Here is a 22,444-nt window from a genome sequence, read left to right as displayed (position 1 = left end):
TGCGCATCATGTCTGACGCGTGAGAGGTTTCTTCAACCGTCCGCGCGGGTGAGAGTCAGGAAGACGTCTTCAAGGTCGGGATCGTGCGTGGAGACGTCCACGATGCTATAGCCCTGAGCCTGCACGACATTGAGCACATCGCCCGCCGTGGCCTTGTCCTTGAGATAGGTGATCTTGAGGCTCCGCGCGTCGGACCGCTCGACGCGCTCGAACCGGTCATGCGCGGGCAGCGTGCCAAGGTCCCGGTCGACGGTGACTTCCACCACCTTTTCCCGCGCCATGCCGACCAGCTCGCGCGTCGGCTTGTCCGCGATCAGCCGGCCGTGATTGATGATCGCGATGCGATCGCACAGCTCCTCGGCTTCCTCCAGATAGTGAGTGGTGAGCACGATGGTCACGCCCTGCGCGTTGAGCGAGCGGACATAGGACCAGAGCTGCTGGCGAAGCTCGATGTCGACGCCTGCCGTCGGCTCGTCCAGCACCAGGATCGGCGGGGCATGGACCATCGCCTTGGCGACCATCAGCCGCCGCTTCATGCCGCCCGACAGCGTGCGCGAATAAGCCGATGCCTTATCCTCAAGATGCACCGCGCGCAGCAGGTCCATCGAGCGCCGCTCGGCCTTGGGCACGCCATAATAGCCGGCCTGATTTTCCAGCGTTTCCAGCGGCGTGAAGAAGGGATCGAACAGAATTTCCTGATTGACGATGCCGATCGAGAGCCGCGCGTTGCGCGCATCCCGGTCGATGTCGAACCCCCAGATCCGCGCCGTGCCGCTGGTCTTGTTGACCAGCCCGGCGAGGATGTTGATCATCGTCGACTTGCCGGCGCCATTGGGGCCCAGCAGTCCGTAGATGCTGCCGCGCGGCACGGTGAGGTTCACGCCGTCCAGCGCGCGCTTGCCGCCCTTGTAGGTCTTGCAGAGATCCTGAATTTCGAGAGCGGCTTGCGTCATGGTTCGCGCCCTAGACCAAATCGCGGAGCAAGGGAACGCTCAGCGCTCGGCCGCCAGCGCGCAATAGCGCGCCGCGTTGAGGAAATCTGTGCGACGACGTGCGAGCCGCGCGCTCTCTTCGGCATCCTCGCCCCATTGCTCGGCCTGCCAGGCCTCATCCAGGCTCGCCGCTGCAAACAGATCCTCCGCTGACAGCCTGCCTTCCATCAGCGCGAGCGAACCGACCAGCGTGCCGCTGATCTGCACGAGCGTGGCAAAGCCTGCGAGCAGCCAGGGATCAAGCGCTTCGACGGCGGCGCGCAGGCCCGCCAATGTCAGCGCGGGCTGATCCACCGGGATGATGCCCTGCGTGATAACGAAGGCGATGCCAAAGCGCTCGCCAGCCCAGTCGAGCAAGGGCTGCCATTGGGCTTCCTGCCGCGCGATAAGTGTCTGCGGTCCATCGGCGCGGTAGCAAAGCAGATCGCTCTCGGCATAAGCCGCCACCTGCCCGCGAAAGTCACCCAGCGCCGGCAGCACGCGGTCGATCGTCGCATTGGCAAAGCCGGTCATCGGCATGGTTGCGGGGTCGATCTCCTCGCCCTGCCCGTTCCATTCCTCCGCAATCGCCTGCGCCAGCGCCGCACCGGGTACGACCAGCAGCGCGCGCGCGGGCGTGCGCACTGCGCGCCCGTCCAGCCCGATCGACCAGCCGTCCTCGCTCGCGATCGCCTGCGCGGAAGTCCAGAACCGCTTCATGTCGGGGCTCAGCCTTTGTCCTTCGGCGTCGCGAACGCGCGCGCCAGCATCCGGGGCACGATGAGAAACTGGATGAAGCCGACGGTGGAGACGATCACGCCCATCCACTTCGCCTTGTCGCCCTGCACCCAATCGAACCGCTCCAGCGAGATTGCCATGCCGAACAGCAGGATGAACGCGCCGGACAGCCGGAACAGGCTGATCGCATAGAAGCGCTGCTTGGCTGCCGCCGCTCGGCGGGTCTGCGCTGCGGCGTCGGACGGGTTCGGACCGGCGCTCTTGGATGTCGTCTCTGTCATGAAAGCCCGATATGGCGCGCCAGCTCGGCACTGTCCATGGCCACGGATGCAGCACCGGCTTCGATCAGCTCTTCGGCGCGATGATAACCCCAGGCCACGCCCAGCGCCTGGACCCCGGCCGCCCGTGCCATCAGCATATCGAAGCTGGTATCGCCGATCATCACGGCACTGGCCCGCTCGACGCCCGCTTCGGCAAGCGCCGCGCCGATCATCGCCGGGTCTGGCTTGGAGGGATTGCGATCCGCCGTCTGCAACGAAACGAAGCGCTTGGCCATGCCATGATGCTCGAGCAGCAACCGCAAGCCCCGCTCCGATTTGCCGGTGGCGATGGCGAGCAGCCAGCCCTGCGCTTCGAGCCGATCCAGCAGCTCGGCGATGCCCGGGTACAGCGGCTCGCGCAGCCCACCAGAGGCGCGCAGATGCTGGAAGCGCAGCTTATAATGGTCGCAAATCTCGTCGCGCAGCGCGTCGGAGCCATCGGGCACCAGCCGGGCAATCGCATAAGGCAAGGAGAGGCCCACGACCGAAAGGCACTGCTGGCGGTCGGGCGGCACCAGCGACACCGCACGAAACGCGCCATCCATGGCCTCGACGATGCTGTGCTGGCTGTCGACCAGCGTTCCATCGCAATCGAAAATGGCAAGACGCAGGCTCATGACAGGCGAGGCATCCGGATCAGGCGGGTGTGGCTGGACGGGCAAACCGTCCAGCCGCCCGTGCCAGACGCGCCCGAGGCACGCAAGGCCAGCGATTGCTGCCCTTGCGGGCACCGCGCACGCTCAACACAGCCGGTCAGTCCGCCTGACGCGGGTCCTTCTCGCCCAGCTCGGGGTAGAACAATGCCCGATTGTGGCGGGATTCGTTGAACACCGCGCGCTTGGAAAACAGCCATTTGCCGTCCTCCTTCACATAGTCCTCGATGACATGGCCGAAGTAGAGCACCTGCACATCGGTTTGCGGCGTATTGTTCGTCAGCGCGAACCAGTAGACCCGGCCCGACGCGGTCTTGCCGTCCGGGTTCACCGTGATGTCGTGGTTGAGCACATAATGCCGCGTGCGTGGCTGCGACTTGGCGTCCGCTGGAATCGTCGCCTTTTTCGCGATCTGGCCGCGCCATTCCTCGATGGCCTTGCGGATCGCTTCGCGCCCATGTTCCACCCCGCCGATCCAGTCCAGCACGCCGTCACTGGCGAAGCTCTCCGCATAGGTCTCGGCATCCCGCGCGTCGGACGCGATCATGAGCCGGTTCGACAGGTTGACGATCTCGGCGCGCGCGACCGCATAGTCCTCCGCCGAAAGGCTCTGCGCCTGGGCATTACCGGTCATGACCAGCCCCATCGCTACGGCCGTCAAAGTCAGGCACCGCAGTCTCGTCATGGCCATATCTCTCTCCTCCTGTTTTTGCAGCCTCAAGGGCCTCGCCCTCATCACGCATCGATGCCTCCTGCTTTTGGAAATGGCGCCAGTTCGTCCGGCCGAACCCAGATGCCGTGAACCTGCGGACCTGCGCGGAACGGCAGGATCACGCGGGCGATGTCGCCCTCCTCCAGCCGCTGCGCATCGGCAATGATCAGCTCGGAGCGCATCTCCGCATAATTGGAAGCCGTGCCGATTAGATAGCCGTCGCCCTCCGGCGCATCGGCACTGCGCGGAATGAAGGTGCATTCCTGCAGGCTGTGCGTATCGCCGGGGAAATAGCGATCGACCTTGTTCGTATGGAGATCGAACCGGGCATAGCTGTTCGTCACGCGCCCGCGCAGATTGCCCGCCCGCGCCTCGTCGAACGGCCGGGTCGGATCGGTGAAGCCCGTGAAGCAATAGCGGTTTTCCTGCGTCAGATAACGCGGATCGATCCGCCCCAGATCGCCGATGGGCAGCGGGAACAGGATCTCCTCCTCCCAGCTATCCTTCCTGGAGTTGAGGTCGAAGGTCAGGCGGCGCACATAGGCCTTGGCCCGCGTCGGGTCCCAGGGGGAGCCATCGACATTGGGGAAGAAGGGGAAGAAATTGGAATCGTAGAAGGGGGCGTAGAGCACGACCTTGTTGCCGATGGTCTGCGCGTTGAACGTGTGCATCATGCACCGCTCCGGGCCCTTGAACCAGCGGATGTCCTTGCCGTTGCCATCGCGCGGCATGATGCCGATGTAGCTGTCCTTGCTGCGGTCCCACCCCCAGTGAACCTTACCTTCGCGCAAGCGCTCCATGCTGGTGACATAACCACCGAACGGGAAGAGGATGTGCTTCTCCGTCAAGGCAATGTCATGCATCACCGAGACATAGGGCACCTCGAACCGCGTCTCGCGCGTCACCCGGCCCGCCTTGTCCATCGCGTAGACGAACACGTCCTTGGAGGCCGGCCCCGTCGCCTCATAACCATAAGCGATCATCTCGCCGGTGAACGGGTCGATCTTCGGGTGCGCCGTGAAGGTCTGGCTCTTATACTTGCCGTCGAAATCCCACGCGCCGATCGTGTCCAGCGTCACCGGATCGATCTGCTGCGGCAGCGAATCCTCCTTGAGCGTGAACAACTTTCCGCCATGGACCAGCGGCGTGGTGTTGGAGACGGTGCCGTCGATGCCCTGCACGCTGGGATCGTCGGTAAAGCGATTGCGATAATAGCCAAAGAGCTGCCGACCCGCCTTGAGATTGGCTTGGAAGCGCGGCGTGCGGACGAACTTGCCCTTGTAAGAGACGCGCCCATCCTTGAACCGGAAGGTGCTGACATAACCGTCGGTATGCAGCATCGCATCGTCCGGCTTGCTCGGCGGATAATACCATTCACCGCCCAAGCGCACGAAGGTGCCGACCAGATCGGCGGGCAGTGTGCCCTGCACTTCGCATTCGAGAATCTCGGCATCGTAGCGCTGCGGGGAAAAGAAGCCGCGCTTGGCCGGATCAGAAGAAAAATCGACCACTTGAACCTCCGGTCAAGGGCAGCCGCACATCTCGGCAGACCCGTTCAGACATAACAATTCACTCTGCGCAGCATCTCGTCCGACAGCGGCTCCACGCCCTCGCCGCTGCGGCACCCGCGCGGCGGATGCCAGGGCGCGGCGCGGCCGGTGCGGTCCAGCCACGGTTCGTTGGAATGGAAGGACAGCACGGCATCCATCCGGGTTGGTCCAGCCGCACGCGCCAGCACGGCGGAGCCGCCCGCGCCGATCAGCAAGGCGCCGACGCAGGCCCCGCGCAACATCTGGCGGCGGCTGGCCAGAAGCCCCAGTTCATGCGCCAACCGGGGACGATGCGCCCGATTGTCCGACTCCACCGACACGTGCTGCTCTCCTGCAATTGCACATGATCGTTAGAAGGGCCGGCCCCGCGGGGCTTTACTGGCGACGCATCGTGCTTTGCATTGCCGGGAACAAGCCGCCGGTGGGCAAACCGCCTTGCGCCACGTCCGGCAGCGGGCGGTCAGCCGAACCGGCGCAAGAGCTCGCAAAGCTGGGCGATCCGCTCCGGCCCGATCCGCGAATCGAAATGCGCTTCATAGGCATCGTGGCAACGCCGCAGCTCGGCCAGAAAATCCGTGCCCGCCGCTGTCATCCGCAGCAGGCGCACGCGACGATCCGCTTCGCACACCTCCCGCGCCACGAAGCCGCGCTTGACCAGATCGTCGAGAAGGCGCGTCATATTGTTGGAGGTGATGCCCATGATCTCAGAGAGGTCGCCGGGCGCGCAACCGGGATTGCTGTGGATCAGCAGGAGGACGGAATAAGCGCTCGGCGTCATGTCCGTGCCGGCGAAGAAGCGGTTGAACGTCGTCGAGGCATCGCGCCAGGCCGCATGGAGCAAAAAGCCGAAGGTGTGCTCCAGCCCGGCCAACTGGAAGCCCCTTTCTTTCAGCTGCTCTGTTCGTTCCACCGCCGCCTCGCTCATGTCCGCTCCAGCCTTGGCGCGGGCGATGCGCCCTGTCGACCCTCATGCGCGCGCGCCGGCCATCTTCGGCAGCCCAGTTCACCGGCAGACGAACAAGAGTTCCCTGTCCGCAAATTGCGAGCGGACCGGACTTCCTAGAATGAGGCGAACCAGAGGAGCCTGCCATGCCCGCTCACCCCGGCGTCAGCAGACGAACGGCATTGAAAGCCGTCTTTGCTGCGACGACCGCTCCCGCCATCATTCTGCCAAGGGCTTTTGCGATGACATCATCCGAACCGATTGCCGACACGCAATATGGGCGCCTGCGCGGCCGCCTCGAAGGCGATGTGATGGCGTTTCGCGGCATTCGCTATGCGCGGGCCGAGCGCTTCCGCCCGCCCGTCGCGCCGGAGGCCTGGACAGGCATTACCGATGCGCTCGCATTCGGGGCCAGCGCGCCGCAATCCAACCCCAATCCGCCGCCCGGCCCGCCTTATGTCATCCTTGCGCAACTGCCGCGCCCGGCCAATGCGCCGCCCCCACCCCCGCCGCTCCCGGAATCGGAGGACTGCCTGTTCCTGAACATCTGGACCAGCGGGTTGCGCGATGGCCGCAAGCGCCCGGTGCTGGTCTCGCTGCATGGCGGCTTCTTCTATGGCGGCTCAGGCTCGGCGGTGGACGGCAGCAAGCTCGCTGCGGGCGGCGATGTCGTATTCGTCAGTCTCAACCATCGCCTCAATGCCTTTGGCTACACCCACCTCGCCGGCCTGACGGAGAGCGACGAATTCGCGCATGCCGGCAATGCAGGGATGCAGGACATTATCGCCGCGCTCGGCTGGATCCGCGACAATATCGAGAATTTCGGCGGCGACCCGGCGCGCATCATGGTGTTCGGCACCTCCGGCGGCGGAATGAAGACCAGCTTCCTGATGAGCAGCCCCGCCGCACAGGGCCTCATCCACCGTGCCGGCGTGCAGAGCGGCCCGGCGCTGCGCTTCATGGAGCGGGACGGTGCGGCGGCCGCGACGGACCGGCTCCTGCACCGGCTGAACATCCCGCGCGACAACTGGCAGAGCCTGCTCACCCTGCCCGTGCAGACCCTGCTTGCAGGCTATCATGCGGTGGCGGACGATTTGAAGCCGCGCAACTTCACGCATCTGCCCTGTTTCGCGCCGGTGCTCGATCCGCTGTTGCTCCCGCAACACCCCTTCTCGCCCCGCGCGGCGCCGCTCACCAACGCCATCCCGATGCTCATCGGCTGCAACGCGCAGGAAATGAGCTTCTTCTGGGGCAATGATCCCGGCGCCTTCACGCTGGACGAGGCCGGCCTCGAGGCCCGCTCCCAGGCGTTTCTCGGCGACCGCACCGGCAGAGTCCTCAGCCGCTACCGGCAGGCCTATCCCGAGGCCACGCCGAGCCGGCTCTTCCTCCAGTTGTTCAGCGACTATTCCATCCAGGCACCGATCATCGCGCAGGCCGAGCGCAAGGAAGGCGCGCCGGCCTTCATGTACCGGCTCGATTATCAGAGCCCCGCGCTCGGCGGGAAGCTGGGCGCCCTTCACACCATGGAAACGCCGTTCATTCTGAATACGCCGCAGTCCGCCCGAGCCCTGCTGGGTGAAGGCGACGCCCCGCTCACGCTCGCGGCGACGATGAGCAGCGCCTGGGTCGCTTTCGCCACCAATGGCGATCCCAACGATCGGGCGAGCGGATTGCCGCACTGGCCCGCCTATCAGCGGAGCACCCGCGCGACGATGCTGTTCGATCAGTCCTGCCGCGTGGAGCCCGACGCAGGCCAGCTCGCGCGCGAGATCATGGGCGATCTGGTGGAAGGCTAGGCGCGCGGGGACCGCAAGGACATTCCCTCCGTTCGTCCTGAGTAGCCGCTGAGCTTGTCGAAGCGGCGTATCGAAGGGTCGGCCCTTCGATACGATGCTTCGATACGCCTCTTCGGTCCGCGCCTACTTCCCGTTGTCCGGCCCCCAGGGCGAGGTCGCATTATAGGGCGCCGTGATGAACGTGGCTTCCACCCCGGTAATCATGCCGCCCTGGATCTTGAACATTTCCAGCAGCGCCCAGCTATGCGGCTCACGGAAGATGGATCGACGCGGCGTGCCGTCGGTCAGGGTGTAATCGGCCAGAACGCCCTTGTGATCGATGAAGCCGCGGAACAAGGAAATGCCCCGCTCCTCATCGACGAGGATCGGCACCCGCCTGACCTTATTGTTGAAGGCATAGCGACCCAGTCGGAAATCCTTCTCGATGTCGCCGAAGATCATGCCGTTTTCGTAGCGGATCGCATCGGGCGCAAAGCGCGTGTTGCGGATTTCGCCGATGTTATTCTCCAGCGTCTGGAAATAGCCATCGCCCAGGCTCAGCAATTCCTCACGGCTGTTGCGGCGCGCCTGAGGCACCGGCGTTGCACGGTCGGCGGGGCGCACAAAATCCTTGGGCTCCGCAAACGGCGTCGGCGGCGAGCTCAGGTTGCGCTTGGTCGAGAGCATATGCTCGACCTCGGTAATCTTCCGGTTCTCGATCTTCAGCCGGACGGCGAGATAGCCGGGAATTTCGCTCTGGTTGATGGCCATGAACGCCGCGGCCTGCCCGGTCTGCGGGTCGGAGAGCGTCAGCGCCGTGCCGACTTCCTCCGTCACAGTATCCCAACTCGCATCGGGAAACGCCATCTCGATATTGTTTTCCGTGAAGCGCACATGATCGGCAAAGGGCGCAGCCGAGACATCATGGGCGAGATAGGCCGCCCGATATTGCCCCATAATCTCTTCCAGGCAGGCTTTGTCGCAGCCAGCCTCGGCCTGCACCGCGCCACTCGACATCGCCATCATCATCAATGCTCCCACACGCGCCAGAACCAACCGCATCACACCCTCCACTCGATCGGCTGTCAGCCTAGCATCGTCACGTCCCCGCGCTTGTCGGGGCGGACCTGCGCGTTTTGTCCGTGCGTGAACCGGCATCCAGCATCTGCGCGCGGTACGCCTTGGGGGCGGTGCCGAATTTTTCCCGGAAGGCGCGGCTGAAATGCGCGGAACTGCTAAAGCCGTTCTCGAAGGCGATCTGCGTCAGCGTCGTCTGCGCCGCCTTGGGCGACGCCAGCGCGGCGCGGCAGCTTTCAAGCCGCGTTCCCCAGATATACTCGCTGATCGTCTCATCGCCATTGAAGACCTTGTGCACATAGCGCTTCGAGCACTTCATCGCCTGGGCGATCATATCCACGGACAAAGCGGGATTGCCGACGTTCCGCCGCACAAACGCACGGATGCGGTCCTGGGTGAGTTCGCGCATCGGCGCCACGTCGCTGCCCAGCCGCTGCTCGTGCAGCAGCATGCGCATGAAATCGACCATCGTCTCGCCAAGATCGGCATCGAGCCGGTCGTCCGTCTCGGCGGTGGTGGTAATCGCGCTATGCAGGCAGGCCTGCAGCATCCGTGCGATACCGCCCCCGACCTGCAGCGCACCGGGCAGTCGGGCAATTGCGTCCTGCTCATGGCGCGCCAGCCGGCCGAGCGGTAGTTGCAGCGCCAGCTTGCGCGAGGCTTCCAGATGCGTCGCCACATAGGGATATCGCCCGTCGCTCACAGACCATTGCCCGGCCCGCACGATATGTTCGCCATGGCGGGTCGAGACGATTGTCGAGCCGCGGTGCTGAAACCAGATGCGGACATGCGGATCGCCTTCACCTGCGGCAATCAGGCGCCGCGTCCACGCCGCGCGATGCGGGGATGTGTCGAGCCGAAACACTTTGGTATCGCCGAGCGCCCGCCGGACGACGACGCCCTGAAAAACGTGGTCCTCGATCCGGTCGGCTTCTACCCCGCCGATAGCCGCGGCGCCGGCATTCCAGAACCCCAGCCGGTCGCGGTCTGGGATGTCCTCAGTCGAGACTCTGCGCGCTGCGCCCACTGCCCTCTCCCGTCCTCATGTCCGGGCCGCTCGCATCCTTCTTAGGACCGGCCGCCCGCATTATCTCTTTGCGAGAGATTGTTTCGTGAGACCGCTTCCAAGTCAAGCCGCTTACAGTGCAGCCACTGTTGCTTCCGTGCATCATGAAACAAGTCCGGGTGCACCATTGGAGAAGGCAAATGCCTTTGCCTGCCGTAATTTGGCGGCGGTCTGCCTGATCAGGGCCCTCGACCGGTCGGAAGAAAGAAACGGCCAGTCCCGATTTTGCGCTTCGCATCCTTAGATATCCCAATTATAGTAGGACAAAATAAATTACACACAGGGGAGATGTCATGAGAAAGTTCCGTTTTGCGCTCTTGTCGTCCGCGATCGCGCTGATCTCGTCGACCAATGCTTTTGCTCAGGATGCTGCGCCGCAGGCGGGCAATACGCAGGCCGCGAGCGACGGCGACATCATCGTTACCGCACAGTTTCGCGAGCAAAATCTGCAGGATACGCCTATCGCCATCACCGCGGTGAATGCGGCGATGCTGGAGGCACGCAGCCAGACCGATATCAGCCAGGTCGCCAACCAGGCCCCCTCTGTGACACTGAAGCCACAGGGCGCTGCCTTTGGCCCATCGCTCGGCGCCAATATCCGCGGTGTCGGACAATTCGATTTCAACCCGGCGGTCGAACCGGGCGTCGGTTTCTATGTGGACGACGTCTATTACGCCACGCTGACCGGCTCGATCCTCGATCTGCTCGACCTCGATCGGGTGGAAGTGCTGCGCGGCCCGCAGGGCACGCTGGCCGGCCGTAACTCCATCGGCGGCGCGGTGAAGCTCTATTCGCAGAAGCCGGAAGGCACGAACACCGGCTATGTCGCCGCAGCCTATGGCAGCCGCAACCGCATCGATCTGCGCGGCAGTGCCGACTTCAATCTGGCACAGGGCGTTGACATGCGCATTGCCGGCGTCGCCAAGAAGCAGGAAGGCTATGTCGATCGGCTCGACTTTGGCTGTATGTATCCCGCTGGCGGCACGGCGACCTTCACGCCGGCCTTCGCCACCGCAGCCAATCCCACCCGCGCTCCGCAGCTGATCAATCCCGTCGGCGGTGTGCCCGCGCGCACCAATCGTCCGGACTGCGTGCTCGCCAAGGAAGGAGAGGTCAACTACATCGCAGCGCGCGCGCAACTGCGCCTGCGCCCCAGCGACACGATCGATATCAATATTATCGGCGACTACACCGACGACGATCGCGTCGCGGCCGGCTCGGTGCTGCTGCTGCGCACTTATCCGGATGGCACGGTGGCCTCGCCGCGCTACCCGCTGCCGCTGACCCCGGCGCCCGGCTCCTCACCGGCGCAGAACTATGCGACCGCCTCCGCACAGCGGGACATCAACCCGTTCCCGATCGGCAATACCGCCAATGCCAACCAGTTGGCCTATGACAACCGCTTCATCTGCGGCAATTACTGCAACTTCGCGACCTATGACATGCCCGCGGACACCGCGATCGGTCAGAACGGCCAGCCGATCCTCGTCGGGGGTCAGCCGCTCACCTATCGCGCCGCCTCTGGCGACGGACGCGTGCGTTTCAAGGGTTGGGGTCTCTCCGGACAGATCGACTGGGAAATCTCGCCAAATTTCCAGCTTAACTCGATCACCGCCTATCGCGAATACACGTCCAACTTCTCCAACGACAACGACGTGTCGCCGATGGCCCACAGCCTCGGCTATGGCCCGCTGACTTTCCGCTTCTTCAGCCAGGAACTGCGCCTGAACGGAAAGGTCAACGACCAGATCAACTTCACCCTGGGCGGCTATTACAGCGACCAGAAGTCGGTCTACACATCCTTCCAGGACCTGCGCTCCTCTGGCCTGCAGTTCCAGCAGAGCGATCCGGTAGACGCAGACAGCAAGGCTGTGTTTGCTCACCTATCGTGGAACCCGGTCGAACAGCTGACCCTGACAGGCGGCATTCGCTACACCGAGGAGTCCAAGACCTACACCTATGTCCGCCAGCGGCCTTATCTGGATGCGACCTCGCTTGCGGCGAACGGCGTGTTGCCGCTGAACGGCACCGTGGGCAAGTATAGCGGAAATCGCGTCGACTATCGCGCCAACGTGCAATATGCCTTTACGCCGGACATCATGGCCTACGCCCAGTTCTCGACCGGGTTCAAAGGGGGCGGCGTGAATCCCCGTCCGTTCTTCGTCCAGCAGGCCCTGTCCTTCGGGCCGGAAACGCTGAGCGCGTACGAGCTTGGGTTCAAGACCGATCTTTTCGATCGCATGGTGCGCTTCAACGTGGCGGCTTTCCTTAGCAAGTATAAGGGTATCCAGCTTACCCTCAGCAATTGCACGGCGATCACCGGCGCTGGCTTCGGTGCGCCTTGCGCGCTTCCCGTCAACGCCGGCGATGCCGACATCAAGGGCTTGGAAGCGGAGATCACCATCCGCCCGGTCGAAGGCATGACGCTTGATGGATCGCTGAGCTACATCGACTTCGACTACAAGAAGTTCGGGACCTACACGTCCGGCACCTCCACGGTGGCCGTCGGTGGGCCGACCAACCTCAACGGCCCGCAGTTTGGCGATTATGCGCCTTACACGCCCAAGTGGAAGTGGAGCATCGGCGCGCAGTATCGCATTGATCTGGGTAATTCTGGTTCGCTGACGCCGCGCATCGACGCCTCGTACCAGAGCAAGGTCTATACGGTTTCTGCCAACCGCTCGAGTAACCGCATCGACGCCTATGGCGTGGCAAACGCTCGTCTGACCTGGCGTAATGCGGATGAGGATCTCGATGTCTCGCTCGAAGTGACCAACCTGCTCGACGAATATTATCTGCTGACCATCTATGACCAGACGGTCGGTGGCCAGGGTTACTCCAATGGCCAGCCCGGTCGTCCGCGCGAATGGGCTGTGAGCGTGAAGAAGAAGTTCTGATCTTTCTCACGACGATTTAAACGGAGGCCGCGGCCAGCTCATGCTGGTCGCGGCCTTCTTCATTCCTGAGCGCTGTGTCACCCGGCCCAAGATTCCAGAACAAAAACTGTGGCTTCCGGGCAACGCTGCCGGAGAGTTCCGAGCAACCCTTCAATCTCCAGCGTCAGACTGGTAGGACCGGCCCATCGACGCGCCACGAGCCGTCGACCATGGGAACCATATAGGGACCAGTGCTATGTTCGCGGAGGCCGACGCTCTCCTGCTGGCGCGTATCCAGTTCGCTTTCACGGTGAGCTTTCACTTCATCTTTCCGGCCTTCTCGATCGGCCTGGCCAGCTATCTTGCCGTTCTCGAAGGGCTGTGGCTCAAGACGGGCAAGTCGGTCTACATCGACCTGTTCCGCTACTGGCTGAAGATCTTCGCCATCGTCTTTGCGATGGGCGTCGTCTCGGGCATCGTCATGTCCTACCAGTTCGGCACCAACTGGTCGGTCTTCTCGGATGTCGCCGGGCCGGTCATCGGGCCGCTGATGGCCTATGAAGTCCTCACCGCCTTCTTTCTGGAGGCAGGCTTCCTCGGCGTCATGCTGTTCGGCATGAACCGCGTCGGCAAGAAGCTGCATTTCTTCGCGACGTTGATGGTTGCCATCGGCACGTTCGTCTCGGCCTTCTGGATTCTCTCGGTCAACAGCTGGATGCAGACCCCGCAAGGCCACATCTTGGGCGCGAACGGCCAGTTCCTGCCGGGTGACAGCTGGCTGCCGATCATCTTCAATCCCAGCTTCCCCTATCGCCTCGTCCACACCGTGACCGCTGCCTATCTCACCACGGCGCTGGTCGTCGGCGCGGTCGGCGCCTGGCATCTGCTGCGCGATCGCGCCAACGCCCATGCGCGCAAGATGTTCTCCATGGCCATGTGGATGATCGCGCTGGTCGCGCCCATCCAGATTTTCGTCGGCGACATGCACGGGCTGAACAGCTGGGAGCATCAGCGGCCCAAGGTGCTCGCCATGGAGGGCCATTATGAGAGCTATCCGGATGGCGCGCCGTTCATCCTCTTCGGCGTGCCGAACGCCAAGGAAGAGCGGGTCGATTATGCCGTGAAACTTCCCGGCATAACCTCCCTCATCCTGGAACACGACATCCACGCCCCGATCGAGGGCCTCAAGACCATTCCCGTTGACGAGCGCCCGCCGGTCGGCGTCGTTTTCTGGTCCTTCCGCATCATGGTGGGGCTGGGCATGCTCATGCTCGCGCTGGGCATGACCAGCCTGTTGGCGCGGTGGCGCAAGGGCCTGTACGACTGGTCGCTGCTCCACCGCTTCGCGCTGGTCATGGGGCCGGCGGGCTTCGTCGCCGTCATCGCCGGCTGGGTGACGACCGAAGTCGGCCGCCAGCCTTATGTGATCTATGGCCTGCTCCGCACTGCCGATGCGGCCTCGCCGCTCGCCGCGCCGGCCGTCGCCGCCTCGCTGCTGGCCTTCGTGGTCATTTACTTCGCGGTGTTCGGCGCAGGCACCTGGTATATCCTGCGGCTCATGAACATGCCGCCGCACCCGGGCGAGACAGGCGTGGAGGAGACCGAACGCGGTCCGATCCGCACCGCCGGGATCACACCCGGCCCGGCGCAAGGGGACCCCAGGTCGACGTCGCCAGTTCAGCCGACAGTTGAGGGGAGGGCCGACTCATGATCGATCTCACGGTCATCTGGGCGTTCATCATCGCCTTCGCCGTCTTCGCTTATGTGGTGATGGACGGGTTCGATCTGGGGATCGGCATCCTGTTCCCCACCATCACGGTCGGCCATGGGCGCAATCGCGCGATGAACTCCGTGGCGCCGGTGTGGGATGGCAACGAGACCTGGCTGGTGCTCGGCGGCGGTGGCCTGATGGCCGCCTTCCCGCTGGCTTATGCGATCATTCTGCCGGCCACCTACCCGCTGGTCATCGCCATGCTGCTGGGGCTGGTCTTTCGCGGCGTCGCCTTCGAGTTCCGCTGGCGCGATCCGGGCCACCGCGCCTTGTGGGACATGTGCTTCTTCGGCGGCTCGGTGGTCGCCGCGCTGGCGCAAGGCATGATCCTGGGCGCACTGCTGCAGGGCATCGACGTCACCGGGCGATCCTATGATGGCAGCTGGTGGGACTGGCTGACGCCCTATACCCTGCTCACCGGCGCCGGCGTGGTCGCCGGCTATGCCCTGCTCGGCGCCTGCTGGATGATCTGGAAGCTGGAGGGCGAGGTGCAGGAGCATGCCTATCGGCTCGCCTTCAAGGCGGCGATCGCCACGCTGCTGTTCATGGGTGCGGTGAGCGCCTATAATCTGCTGCTGCTGTCCGATTATCGCGCCCGCTGGCTGGAAATGCCGAACATCCTGTTCGCCAGCCAGGTGCCGCTCCTCACCGCCATCGTCGCCGGCGCGCTGTTCTACGCGCTCAAGACGCGGCGCGAACTGATGCCGTTCCTGCTGGCGCTGGCCCTGTTCCTGCTCGGCATGGCGGGTCTTGGCGTCACCATCTGGCCCTATGTCGTGCCGGATCAGATCACCATCTGGGATGCGGCCGCACCTGAGAAGAGCCAGATCTTCATGCTGGTCGGCGTCGCGATCACCCTCCCCCTCATCCTCGCTTATACCGGCTGGTCCTATTGGGTCTTCCGGGGCAAGGTTGGCCATGAGGGCTATCATTGACCCGCGCACCTGAAGAGGCACCGCTGTGGCAGCGCCTCGGCTGGATGGCGGGCATCTGGCTGGCGAGCGTGTGCGTGCTCGGCGTCGTGGCCTGGGTCCTGCGCCTCTGGATCGCCTGACACGCCGCCACGCCTAACCATCCGGCATGATAATAATCAGCCGGCGCGCCGGGGGCCAATCCGCCTCTCGCTCATTGTGCTCCTGCAACAGGAGCACGCCATGACTGCCAACCCCTTTTCAATGTGGTTCGATTTCGCGCAGACCTGCATTCGGGCGACCGAAACGATGGTGAGCACGCACAATGTCCTGCTCGCCCGCACACCCATCATCATGGCGGCATGGCAGTCCCCCTTCACCGCCGATGGCCGCGAGCTCAGCCTGATGGTGACGGAAAAGACCGACGCCTTCGGCAAGGCGGCCCGGGCGCAGGATCGCGGCGCCCGCCGCTTGCGCCAGACCGGCGCGGCCAACGCCCGCGACATGCAGCGCCTCGCCTCGGGCCAGCCCTTTTGGCCTCACGACTGGATGCGGCTGATGGAGCGCAATGTCGCGACGACCGTCGCCATGATGGCCCTGCCGGGCAAGATGCTGGCGCCTTATCACAGCGCCGTAACGGCCAACGACCGGCGTTTGCGCTAAGCGCTTATCGAGGCAGAGATCGTCGGGGGCAACCTGAGCCCCTCCTCTTCAGAGGAGGGGTTGGGGTGGTGCAACAACCCCGCAGTCATTCACAGCCTTCGCGATGCTCGCGCATCGCCACCACCCCCGCCCCCTCCTCTAAAGAGGAGGGGAGACCGGGTCGCAACGTCCTAAACCAGATCTTCAACCATATAATCGATCGGCCGAAAGCTCCCGCCATTGCTCGCATAAGCCGAGCAGGCCGTCAGGCCGATGATCAGATCCATCTCCGCCTTAAGGACAATCCGGTCGCCCGCCGCGCTCAGCGGCGGCAGAACGCTGATCTTGCCGTCCGCCCCCACCGGCACATTCATGAAGCAATTGAACGCAACCGGGATCATATCGGCCGTGATGCCATAAGGCGCCAACGCCGCTGCCAGATTGCCGAAACAGCCCGGAACGACCGGCTTGTCCGGATAAAAATGCAGGAAGGTATCGGTGCTGCACGGCGTCAGCAGAAAATCATGGCAGCCGACCGTATCCTGCTCTATCGTCAGCAGCACATTGGACCGGTTCGACCACAGGCGGTTGCCCGTCGTCAGCCGAATGGTCTCCTCATAATCGAGCGTGCGCCCATTGCTGAGCACCTCGCCGATGTCCGCGCGATTAAAGGCCAGCAGGTCCGCCACTTGGCACCCTTCCGGGTCGATCACGGTCAGATACTGGCCGGCAAGCATCTCGAACGCCACGCCCGAGCGGGGCGGAATACGCTCTGCCATCACGCGACCTCGCGGGGGTCATGGAACGGGCATTTCCAGTCCTCGCCGACATGCCGCCCGCTATACTGCGCGGCCTCGCTGCTCGTGCCGTGGCGTGCAAGCATCGGATTGGCCTCACCGGCAAGATCGACATCGCGGGCGATGATCGTCTCGCGGATCTTTTCGTAGCGCCCTTCCTGACGCAATTGCTCGAACTGATCGTGCAGGTTGAACACGATCACCGGCCGCTCGAAACGCCGCGCCGGCCGGCTCGCCGCCGGATGCAGGCCCACTGCGAAAAAGGCTTCCCCGCCAAAGCTCAGCGAGAAATGGGGATCGTCCGGATCGCGGCTCACCCGCTCATCATAGGGCAGGCCAAGCCACGCATCCTTGTCAGCCAGCGATTGCAGGCGGTCCCACATCGCCTGCTCATAGGCCTTCTCATCAAGCGGCGCCGCATGCGCGAAAATGATCGCGAGGCTGCGGAACAGCCCCGGATCGCTCGCATAGGATTGCGCCCATGCCATCAATTCGCCGTGCAGGCGCAAATCGTCCCAGCCGCTGTCGATGGACCAGCCCACGAGAATGTTGAGCGTCCCGCGCGAGAGAGCCGATTTTGCCCCCACGCACGGAAAACTCCGATCCATGATAAACGCCTCGAAAGAGGCGCGCAGCCGCGCTTCTTCCTCCTGTGAAATCAGCATCCGTCCTATATCCGCTATCTACTCAGTCTAATTCAGAAATCCTGCCCGGGGCATTCGTTCCAAATTGAGGCGGGTTCCCCGCACTAACAAAAAGCAAATCGCACGGATTGAGGCGGGATTACTGCGCAGGAACAGGGAAGCCCCGCTTGCGCAGCAGCGCATTCACATCCGGGTCGCGGCCGCGGAATGCCCGATAGGCTTCGGCCCGGTCGGTCTCGTTGCCGGTCGAGAGCAGCGCCTTGTTGAAGCGCGCGGCCAGCGCCGGGTCCCAGACGTTGCCGGTCTCCTCAAAGGCAGCCCAGCTGTCCGCATCCATCGTCTCGGACCACAGATAGCTGTAATATCCGGCCGAATAGGCATCGGACGAGAACAGGTGATTAAACTGCGGCAGGCGGTGCCGCATGATCATCTCCTTCGGCATCCCGATTTCCGCCAGCGTCTCGCGCTCGAACGCGTCGATATCGGTCGGCGCGTCGGGGCGATTGTGCAGCTTCATGTCGACGATGGCCGAGGAGAGATATTCGACCGTCGCAAAGCCCTGGTTGAAGGTGTCGCTGGCCTTGATCTTGTCGACCAGAGCCTTGGGGATTGGCGCGCCGGTCTGGAAATGGCGCGCATAGGTCTCGAGAATATAGGGGGTCAGCACCCAATTCTCATGAACCTGGCTCGGATATTCCACGAAGTCGCGCGGCGTCGTGCCCAGCCCCGGCCAGGTGATGTCATAGCTCAGATAATGCAGCGCGTGGCCGAACTCATGGAACAGCGTGGTCGCATCGTCGAGGCTGATCGTCGTCGGCACCCCGGCGCTGCCCTTGGCGAAATTGTTATTGTTGGACGCCAGCACATACTCGTTGCCGTTCAGATGATCCTGCCCCTTATAGGTGGTCATCCACGCCCCTGACCGCTTGCCGCTGCGCGCCCAGGTATCGAGGTAGAACAGCCCGACGACCTTGCCGCCGCGCGTCACCTCGAAGGTCCGCACATCGGGGTGGAAGACCGGCACGGCGCCCGTATTCTCGGTGAAGGTGAAGCCGTAGAGCCGGTTCGCCATGTCGAACATGGCCGAGACCATCTTGTCGAGCTGGAAATAGGGCTTCACCTCGTTCTGATCGAGGTCGTACTTCGCCTTGCGGACCTTCTCGGCGTAGAAGCGGTAGTCCCATGGCTCGATGGTGATCTTCGGCCCCTGCCCAGCCTTCGCCTCGGCATCGGCGATGGCCTGCATGTCCGCCACTTCCTCGCGCACGCGGGCGACGGCCGCCGGCCACACCTTCATCATCAGCGCCATCGCCTTGTCCGGCGTCTGCGCCATGGTGTCGCGCATGCGGTATTCGGCATGTGTCTTGAACCCGAGCAGCTTCGCCCGCTGGGCACGCAGCGCCACGATCCGCGCGATGGTCGCATTGGTGTCATTGGCATCGCCATTGTCGCCGCGATTGGCGAACGCCTCGAACACGCTCTTGCGAAGGTCGCGCCGTGTCGAGCTTTCGAGGAAGGGCTGCACATAGGAGCGGGTGTTGATCAGCAACCAGCCATTCACGCCCTTGTCCTGCGCCACGGACTTCATCGTCGCCACGAAATCGGCCGGCAGGCCTGCCAGATCGGCTTCGCTGGTGAAGGTGATGAACTTCTCCTCATCGGCCAGCACCTTGTTCTGGAAGCTGCTGAACTCCTGCGCCAGCGCCGTCTCGATGCCGATCAGCTCTTTCTTCTGCGCGGCATCCAGCATGGCGCCGTTGGCGACCAGATCCTCATAAGTGCGGGTCAGCAGCCGCATCTGCTTGGCGTCCAGACCCAGCGTCTCGCGTTTGTCGTAGAGCGCCTTCACCCGGGCGAAATAGCGCGGATCGAGCGTCAGTTCGTTGAAAAAGGCGCTGAGCTTCGGGCTCCACTCACCCTGAATGCGGCGGATGTCGTCATTGGAGAGATTGGAGACATACACGCCCCAGATCGGCATGACCCGGTCGGACAGCGTCTCCTTCTGAAGCGCGGTGATCGTATTGTCGAATGTCGGGGCGGCCTTATTGGCCAGCACGCCCTCGAACTGCGCCTTCACCGAGGCCATCACCGCCTCGAACGCGGCAGGGAATGCCGCCGGGTCCACCTTGTCCCATGCGGGCACGCCGCCATAGGGGCCGGTCCATGGCGCGGTGATGGTCTCCGCTTTTTGGGCGGCGAGCGGGGTGGACAGCGCGAGCGCGACGGCGCTCAACGGGGCAAGAACATGCTTTGAAGGCATTTGTCGGAAAACCTCAATCCTTGGGAAAACGCAGTGTCGCGTCACATGAGGCCAAACTTATCGGCTACCCGCTTGGTTTCAACCCCTTGCGGGCGACGCGACATGCACCGTCAGACGCGGACGTTACGGCGCGCGCCTATCCGGTCAGAAAATCGTCGTCACACCGATGTCGAAGCGCGTACGGCGGTAGGCGTAGAGCGCGATATTGCTCTCGTTGATCGTATGCGAGACGCCCACGCGCGGCGCGAACCGGCCAAGCGTCACCTTGCGATTGAGCGCGCTCACCCCAAGACTGTAGCTCGTGTCGCGCCGCGCCGCGCCGAACGCGGCAAACACGCCATCGAAGCGGCTGTAGGAAAAGCCGGGCTGCAGCGAGAGCGAGAAGCCCATCGGCAATTCGCGCGCGTAGATCGCGCCCGCCGTGTAGGAGGTCTGGGCAAAGGCGCGGTTGGCGGCGTCGTGGCGATTGATGCCGACGCGCAGATTGCCGAGGCTCTGTTTGTCCAGCGAGCGCGTGACGCCCAGCGACAGGCCGAGCAGCGCCCCATTTAGATGCGTGGCGCCCTCATGGCGCAGGTCGCTCGCGCTGGCTTGCAGGCTGATCGCCGTGCGGGTGCCCGGATAGTAAGCGACATCCGCCTGACCGCCGAGCATCCGGCTATAGGGCTGCCCCCCATACCAGCGGCGGGAGGCCGTGCCGGCGGTGGCCAGCGCGAACCGGCCCAGCGTCACGCGCGGGCCGAGATAGGCGCTCAGCACCATGTCGTCGAACTGCTGCCCCTGATAATCGCGCCGCGAGAGGAATGCGCCAAATCGCTGCCGAACCCGCGCGGACAGACGTGGCGCCCACTCCGCGCCGATCTGCCCATAGACCCCCACCCCGCTCGACCGGCGGGCTGCTTCCGACAGGTCAAACGGCAGGCCGTAGAGCTCGATCGTTTCCGCCGCCGTCGCCGCATTGATGTTGGTATCCGGCGCGAGCGCGAAGGAGGCGCTGAACGACCAGGATCGCATCTCGCGAATGGACTTGAGGTAGCGATCGACATTGGCGGAGACGATCGCGGGCAGATTGGCCGCGCCGGCCAGACGGAACTGCCGCTCGGCATTGGCATAATCCCGGGCGACATAATAAGCGCGCGCCAGCTCCAGCCGCACGCGCACCGCCTGCGGCTGATCTGCCAGTAAATGTCGGAACTGCCGGATCGCCTCGCGCGTCCGCCCCGCTTCCATCAGCGCCATGCCGAGGCGAAACCGCAGCTCGGGATTGGCCGGATTACGCGCGAGCCGTTCGGCATAGGCCTCTGCCGACACCGACACGACCGCCGCTGGCGCTGCCGCTTCCGGCGCGCTGCTGGCCGCCGCATCGGGATGCGCGGCGATGGCCGTTGGTGTCCCGGCCATCGCCATCGCCCCCACCTGGGACATCAGCATGAATGCTCCCACTGCAGACATGTGCTGCCGTCCCATTCGATCCGCTGCCCCCACCACGCCCTCGGCGCCCCACGCGCGGGCAGCGGATCGCCCCTCGGGTTACTGCTTGATTCCGGCGATCGTGCCGAGCGCCGTGTTCGTGCCGTCAGAGAGCGACCAGATCGCGCCAATCTCATCGGCTGCCGGCCCGTAGAAGCTGCCGCCGATCGTGCCGACCGCGCCGCTCTGCAGGGATGCCGCACCGCTCGGTGCGCTCGTCACCGCCGTGGTGCCCGAGAAGTCATTGCCGGAGAGCGAAGCCGTGAACGAGGCATCGTTCCACGCCGCCTGCTGCCAGTTGCCGTTCTTCTCGTAGCCAACCTGCATGTTGGACGTGGTGCCGGTCAGGCTGTTGGCGGCAAAGTTGACGCTGATCGCGGCATTGCCTTCCAGCTCACCGACATTGCGGGCACTGCCATCGACAAAGCTGACATAGCCCTCCACCTCGCCGGCATAGGTGGCGGTGCCGCTCGTCGGCATGCCGGCGCTCGGCGTTTCGTACCCGCCGATCAGCGGCGCATAAGTTCCAAGCTGGCCGTTCTGTCCAAAGACCGCCCATTCGCCGAAGCGCAGATAGCTCAGATCGCCATTATCCAGCTCGCCATCGAGCACGACCTCCAGCTTGCGACCGTTGGAGATGTTGGCCGAGTAGCAATCGTCGCAATCCTCGACGAGGGCCACATTGGTGATCCCGACCGCGGGGACATTGACGGTGAACTTCAAGCCCGATGAGTCCCGGCTGATCGTGACGCCATTGGCGTTGGCAGTCGCCGCGGCGGTGGGATTCCCCTGTGCGTCGAAATTCACCGCAAGCTGGCTGAGCGGAAAGCTAATCGTTCCCGACGTCTGGGTATCGAACGAGGCGCCATTGGTGGCCTGCACGGCCGGCGTCGCGTTGCTGCCCGGCCCGGCGACGATGTTGGCGATCGGCCCCGCAGCAGGCGTGGGAGTCGGCGTGGGGGTTGGCGTCGGGGTCGGCGTGGGTGTCGGTGATGGCGTGGGTGTCGGCGCAGGCGTGGGCGTGGGGGCAGGCGTGGGCGTCGGCGTCGAGTTCACGCCTTCGTCTCCGCAGGCAGACAGGGTGAGTGACAGCGCCGCTGCCGAAGCGAGCAGCAAGGCCCTGGAATAAGTCCGTGAAACTATCATGATGCACCCCCTGGCAAAGACATGGACCGGCTCGGGATTTCATCCGTTCGCCGCTACAGCCTGCGCCTGCCAGAAGGTGATCAACCCGGCATCTCCCAAACGGGATATGCGCGTGCATC

The 22,444-nt window shown here is 64.0% G+C and carries 21 protein-coding genes; 6 read left to right on the top strand and 15 right to left on the bottom strand.

The genetic code is table 11. The annotated features are described in order from the left end of the window. Positions 1-32: 32 nt before the first annotated feature. The 8 genes from M2339_RS01525 to M2339_RS01490 all read right to left on the bottom strand — a co-directional run bounded on the left by M2339_RS01525 (position 33) and on the right by M2339_RS01490 (position 5,869). The gene (locus M2339_RS01525) at positions 33-953 is read right to left on the bottom strand and encodes an ABC transporter ATP-binding protein (RefSeq protein WP_181560445.1); all 921 of its coding nucleotides are present in this window, start codon (positions 951-953) and stop codon (positions 33-35) included. A gap of 39 nt (positions 954-992) precedes the next feature. Continuing rightward, a complete protein-coding gene (locus M2339_RS01520; protein WP_264587726.1) occupies positions 993-1,691 on the bottom strand; it encodes an ATP12 family chaperone protein in 699 nt (232 codons plus the stop codon). Positions 1,692-1,699: 8 nt separating this feature from the next. Then, complete coding sequence (locus M2339_RS01515) at positions 1,700-1,990, bottom strand: purine permease (protein ID WP_264587727.1); 291 nt, start codon at positions 1,988-1,990, stop codon at positions 1,700-1,702. Then, a complete protein-coding gene (locus M2339_RS01510; RefSeq protein ID WP_264587728.1) occupies positions 1,987-2,646 on the bottom strand; it encodes an HAD-IA family hydrolase in 660 nt (219 codons plus the stop codon). Before M2339_RS01510 ends, M2339_RS01515 begins: the two co-directional genes overlap by 4 nt. A 136-nt stretch (positions 2,647-2,782) precedes the next feature. Further along, the gene (locus M2339_RS01505; protein WP_264587729.1) at positions 2,783-3,373 is read right to left on the bottom strand and encodes a nuclear transport factor 2 family protein; all 591 of its coding nucleotides are present in this window, start codon (positions 3,371-3,373) and stop codon (positions 2,783-2,785) included. Positions 3,374-3,417: 44 nt separating this feature from the next. Beyond that, positions 3,418-4,905, bottom strand: a complete 1,488-nt coding sequence (locus tag M2339_RS01500) for a carotenoid oxygenase family protein (protein ID WP_264587730.1) — start codon at positions 4,903-4,905, stop codon at positions 3,418-3,420. A 44-nt stretch (positions 4,906-4,949) separates the two neighbouring features. Further along, the gene (locus M2339_RS01495; RefSeq protein WP_264579624.1) at positions 4,950-5,264 is read right to left on the bottom strand and encodes a hypothetical protein; all 315 of its coding nucleotides are present in this window, start codon (positions 5,262-5,264) and stop codon (positions 4,950-4,952) included. Positions 5,265-5,404: 140 nt separating this feature from the next. After that, on the bottom strand, positions 5,405-5,869 hold the full coding sequence (locus tag M2339_RS01490) for a MarR family winged helix-turn-helix transcriptional regulator (RefSeq protein WP_264587731.1): 465 nt from the start codon (positions 5,867-5,869) through the stop codon (positions 5,405-5,407). A gap of 260 nt (positions 5,870-6,129) precedes the next feature. Between M2339_RS01490 and M2339_RS01485 the strand changes: the two genes are divergently transcribed. Then, positions 6,130-7,686, top strand: a complete 1,557-nt coding sequence (locus tag M2339_RS01485; RefSeq protein ID WP_264587732.1) for a carboxylesterase/lipase family protein — start codon at positions 6,130-6,132, stop codon at positions 7,684-7,686. Positions 7,687-7,809: 123 nt separating this feature from the next. Here M2339_RS01485 and M2339_RS01480 read toward each other — a convergent pair whose 3' ends face one another. Beyond that, positions 7,810-8,727: a hypothetical protein gene (locus M2339_RS01480; RefSeq protein WP_264587733.1), complete on the bottom strand. Its 918-nt coding sequence runs from the start codon at positions 8,725-8,727 to the stop codon at positions 7,810-7,812. A gap of 37 nt (positions 8,728-8,764) precedes the next feature. Further along, positions 8,765-9,769, bottom strand: a complete 1,005-nt coding sequence (locus tag M2339_RS01475; RefSeq protein ID WP_264587734.1) for a helix-turn-helix domain-containing protein — start codon at positions 9,767-9,769, stop codon at positions 8,765-8,767. A 332-nt stretch (positions 9,770-10,101) separates the two neighbouring features. Here M2339_RS01475 and M2339_RS01470 point away from each other — a divergent pair, with 332 nt between their 5' ends. From M2339_RS01470 to M2339_RS01450, 5 genes are all read left to right on the top strand, one after another. After that, a complete protein-coding gene (locus M2339_RS01470) occupies positions 10,102-12,705 on the top strand; it encodes a TonB-dependent receptor (RefSeq protein ID WP_181560454.1) in 2,604 nt (867 codons plus the stop codon). Positions 12,706-12,940: 235 nt separating this feature from the next. Beyond that, positions 12,941-14,395, top strand: a complete 1,455-nt coding sequence (locus M2339_RS01465) for a cytochrome ubiquinol oxidase subunit I (RefSeq protein ID WP_264587735.1) — start codon at positions 12,941-12,943, stop codon at positions 14,393-14,395. Then, a complete protein-coding gene (gene cydB, locus M2339_RS01460) occupies positions 14,392-15,390 on the top strand; it encodes a cytochrome d ubiquinol oxidase subunit II (protein ID WP_264587736.1) in 999 nt (332 codons plus the stop codon). Before M2339_RS01465 ends, cydB begins: the two co-directional genes overlap by 4 nt. Continuing rightward, positions 15,387-15,509, top strand: coding sequence for a DUF2474 domain-containing protein (locus M2339_RS01455; RefSeq protein ID WP_264587737.1), 123 nt, complete (start codon positions 15,387-15,389; stop codon positions 15,507-15,509). The genes cydB and M2339_RS01455 overlap by 4 nt, the downstream gene beginning before the upstream one ends. 100 nt (positions 15,510-15,609) lie before the next feature. Then, positions 15,610-16,029, top strand: a complete 420-nt coding sequence (locus M2339_RS01450) for a hypothetical protein (protein ID WP_181560458.1) — start codon at positions 15,610-15,612, stop codon at positions 16,027-16,029. A gap of 170 nt (positions 16,030-16,199) precedes the next feature. Here the strand turns inward: M2339_RS01450 and M2339_RS01445 are convergent, their stop codons facing one another. From M2339_RS01445 to M2339_RS01425, 5 genes are all read right to left on the bottom strand, one after another. After that, positions 16,200-16,787: an urea carboxylase-associated family protein gene (locus tag M2339_RS01445; RefSeq protein WP_264587738.1), complete on the bottom strand. Its 588-nt coding sequence runs from the start codon at positions 16,785-16,787 to the stop codon at positions 16,200-16,202. Further along, the gene (gene gntA / locus M2339_RS01440; protein WP_264573468.1) at positions 16,787-17,470 is read right to left on the bottom strand and encodes a guanitoxin biosynthesis heme-dependent pre-guanitoxin N-hydroxylase GntA; all 684 of its coding nucleotides are present in this window, start codon (positions 17,468-17,470) and stop codon (positions 16,787-16,789) included. Before gntA ends, M2339_RS01445 begins: the two co-directional genes overlap by 1 nt. Positions 17,471-17,588: 118 nt before the next feature. Continuing rightward, positions 17,589-19,682: a M3 family metallopeptidase gene (locus M2339_RS01435; RefSeq protein WP_264587739.1), complete on the bottom strand. Its 2,094-nt coding sequence runs from the start codon at positions 19,680-19,682 to the stop codon at positions 17,589-17,591. Positions 19,683-19,853: 171 nt separating this feature from the next. Next, complete coding sequence (locus tag M2339_RS01430; protein ID WP_264587740.1) at positions 19,854-21,140, bottom strand: porin family protein; 1,287 nt, start codon at positions 21,138-21,140, stop codon at positions 19,854-19,856. Positions 21,141-21,239: 99 nt separating this feature from the next. Further along, on the bottom strand, positions 21,240-22,325 hold the full coding sequence (locus M2339_RS01425; protein WP_264606128.1) for a transferrin-binding protein-like solute binding protein: 1,086 nt from the start codon (positions 22,323-22,325) through the stop codon (positions 21,240-21,242). Positions 22,326-22,444 lie beyond the last annotated feature (119 nt).

The organism is Sphingobium sp. B2D3C (assembly GCF_025961835.1).
GTDB lineage: Bacteria > Pseudomonadota > Alphaproteobacteria > Sphingomonadales > Sphingomonadaceae > Sphingobium.
This window is presented reverse-complemented; position numbering and strand designations above follow the sequence as displayed.

Bases quoted from the DNA above. Each gene is read 5' to 3' on its own strand.
- M2339_RS01525 (WP_181560445.1), bottom strand. From the start codon at position 953: ATGACGCAAGCCGCTCTCGAAATTCAGGATCTCTGCAAGACCTACAAG.
- M2339_RS01520 (WP_264587726.1), bottom strand. From the start codon at position 1,691: ATGAAGCGGTTCTGGACTTCCGCGCAGGCGATCGCGAGCGAGGACGGC.
- M2339_RS01515 (WP_264587727.1), bottom strand. From the start codon at position 1,990: ATGACAGAGACGACATCCAAGAGCGCCGGTCCGAACCCGTCCGACGCC.
- M2339_RS01510 (WP_264587728.1), bottom strand. From the start codon at position 2,646: ATGAGCCTGCGTCTTGCCATTTTCGATTGCGATGGAACGCTGGTCGAC.
- M2339_RS01505 (WP_264587729.1), bottom strand. From the start codon at position 3,373: ATGGCCATGACGAGACTGCGGTGCCTGACTTTGACGGCCGTAGCGATG.
- M2339_RS01490 (WP_264587731.1), bottom strand. From the start codon at position 5,869: ATGAGCGAGGCGGCGGTGGAACGAACAGAGCAGCTGAAAGAAAGGGGC.
- M2339_RS01485 (WP_264587732.1), top strand. From the start codon at position 6,130: ATGACATCATCCGAACCGATTGCCGACACGCAATATGGGCGCCTGCGC.
- M2339_RS01480 (WP_264587733.1), bottom strand. From the start codon at position 8,727: ATGCGGTTGGTTCTGGCGCGTGTGGGAGCATTGATGATGATGGCGATG.
- M2339_RS01470 (WP_181560454.1), top strand. From the start codon at position 10,102: ATGAGAAAGTTCCGTTTTGCGCTCTTGTCGTCCGCGATCGCGCTGATC.
- M2339_RS01465 (WP_264587735.1), top strand. From the start codon at position 12,941: ATGTTCGCGGAGGCCGACGCTCTCCTGCTGGCGCGTATCCAGTTCGCT.
- cydB (WP_264587736.1), top strand. From the start codon at position 14,392: ATGATCGATCTCACGGTCATCTGGGCGTTCATCATCGCCTTCGCCGTC.
- M2339_RS01450 (WP_181560458.1), top strand. From the start codon at position 15,610: ATGACTGCCAACCCCTTTTCAATGTGGTTCGATTTCGCGCAGACCTGC.
- M2339_RS01445 (WP_264587738.1), bottom strand. From the start codon at position 16,787: ATGGCAGAGCGTATTCCGCCCCGCTCGGGCGTGGCGTTCGAGATGCTT.
- gntA (WP_264573468.1), bottom strand. From the start codon at position 17,470: ATGCTGATTTCACAGGAGGAAGAAGCGCGGCTGCGCGCCTCTTTCGAG.
- M2339_RS01430 (WP_264587740.1), bottom strand. From the start codon at position 21,140: ATGCTGATGTCCCAGGTGGGGGCGATGGCGATGGCCGGGACACCAACG.
- M2339_RS01425 (WP_264606128.1), bottom strand. From the start codon at position 22,325: ATGATAGTTTCACGGACTTATTCCAGGGCCTTGCTGCTCGCTTCGGCA.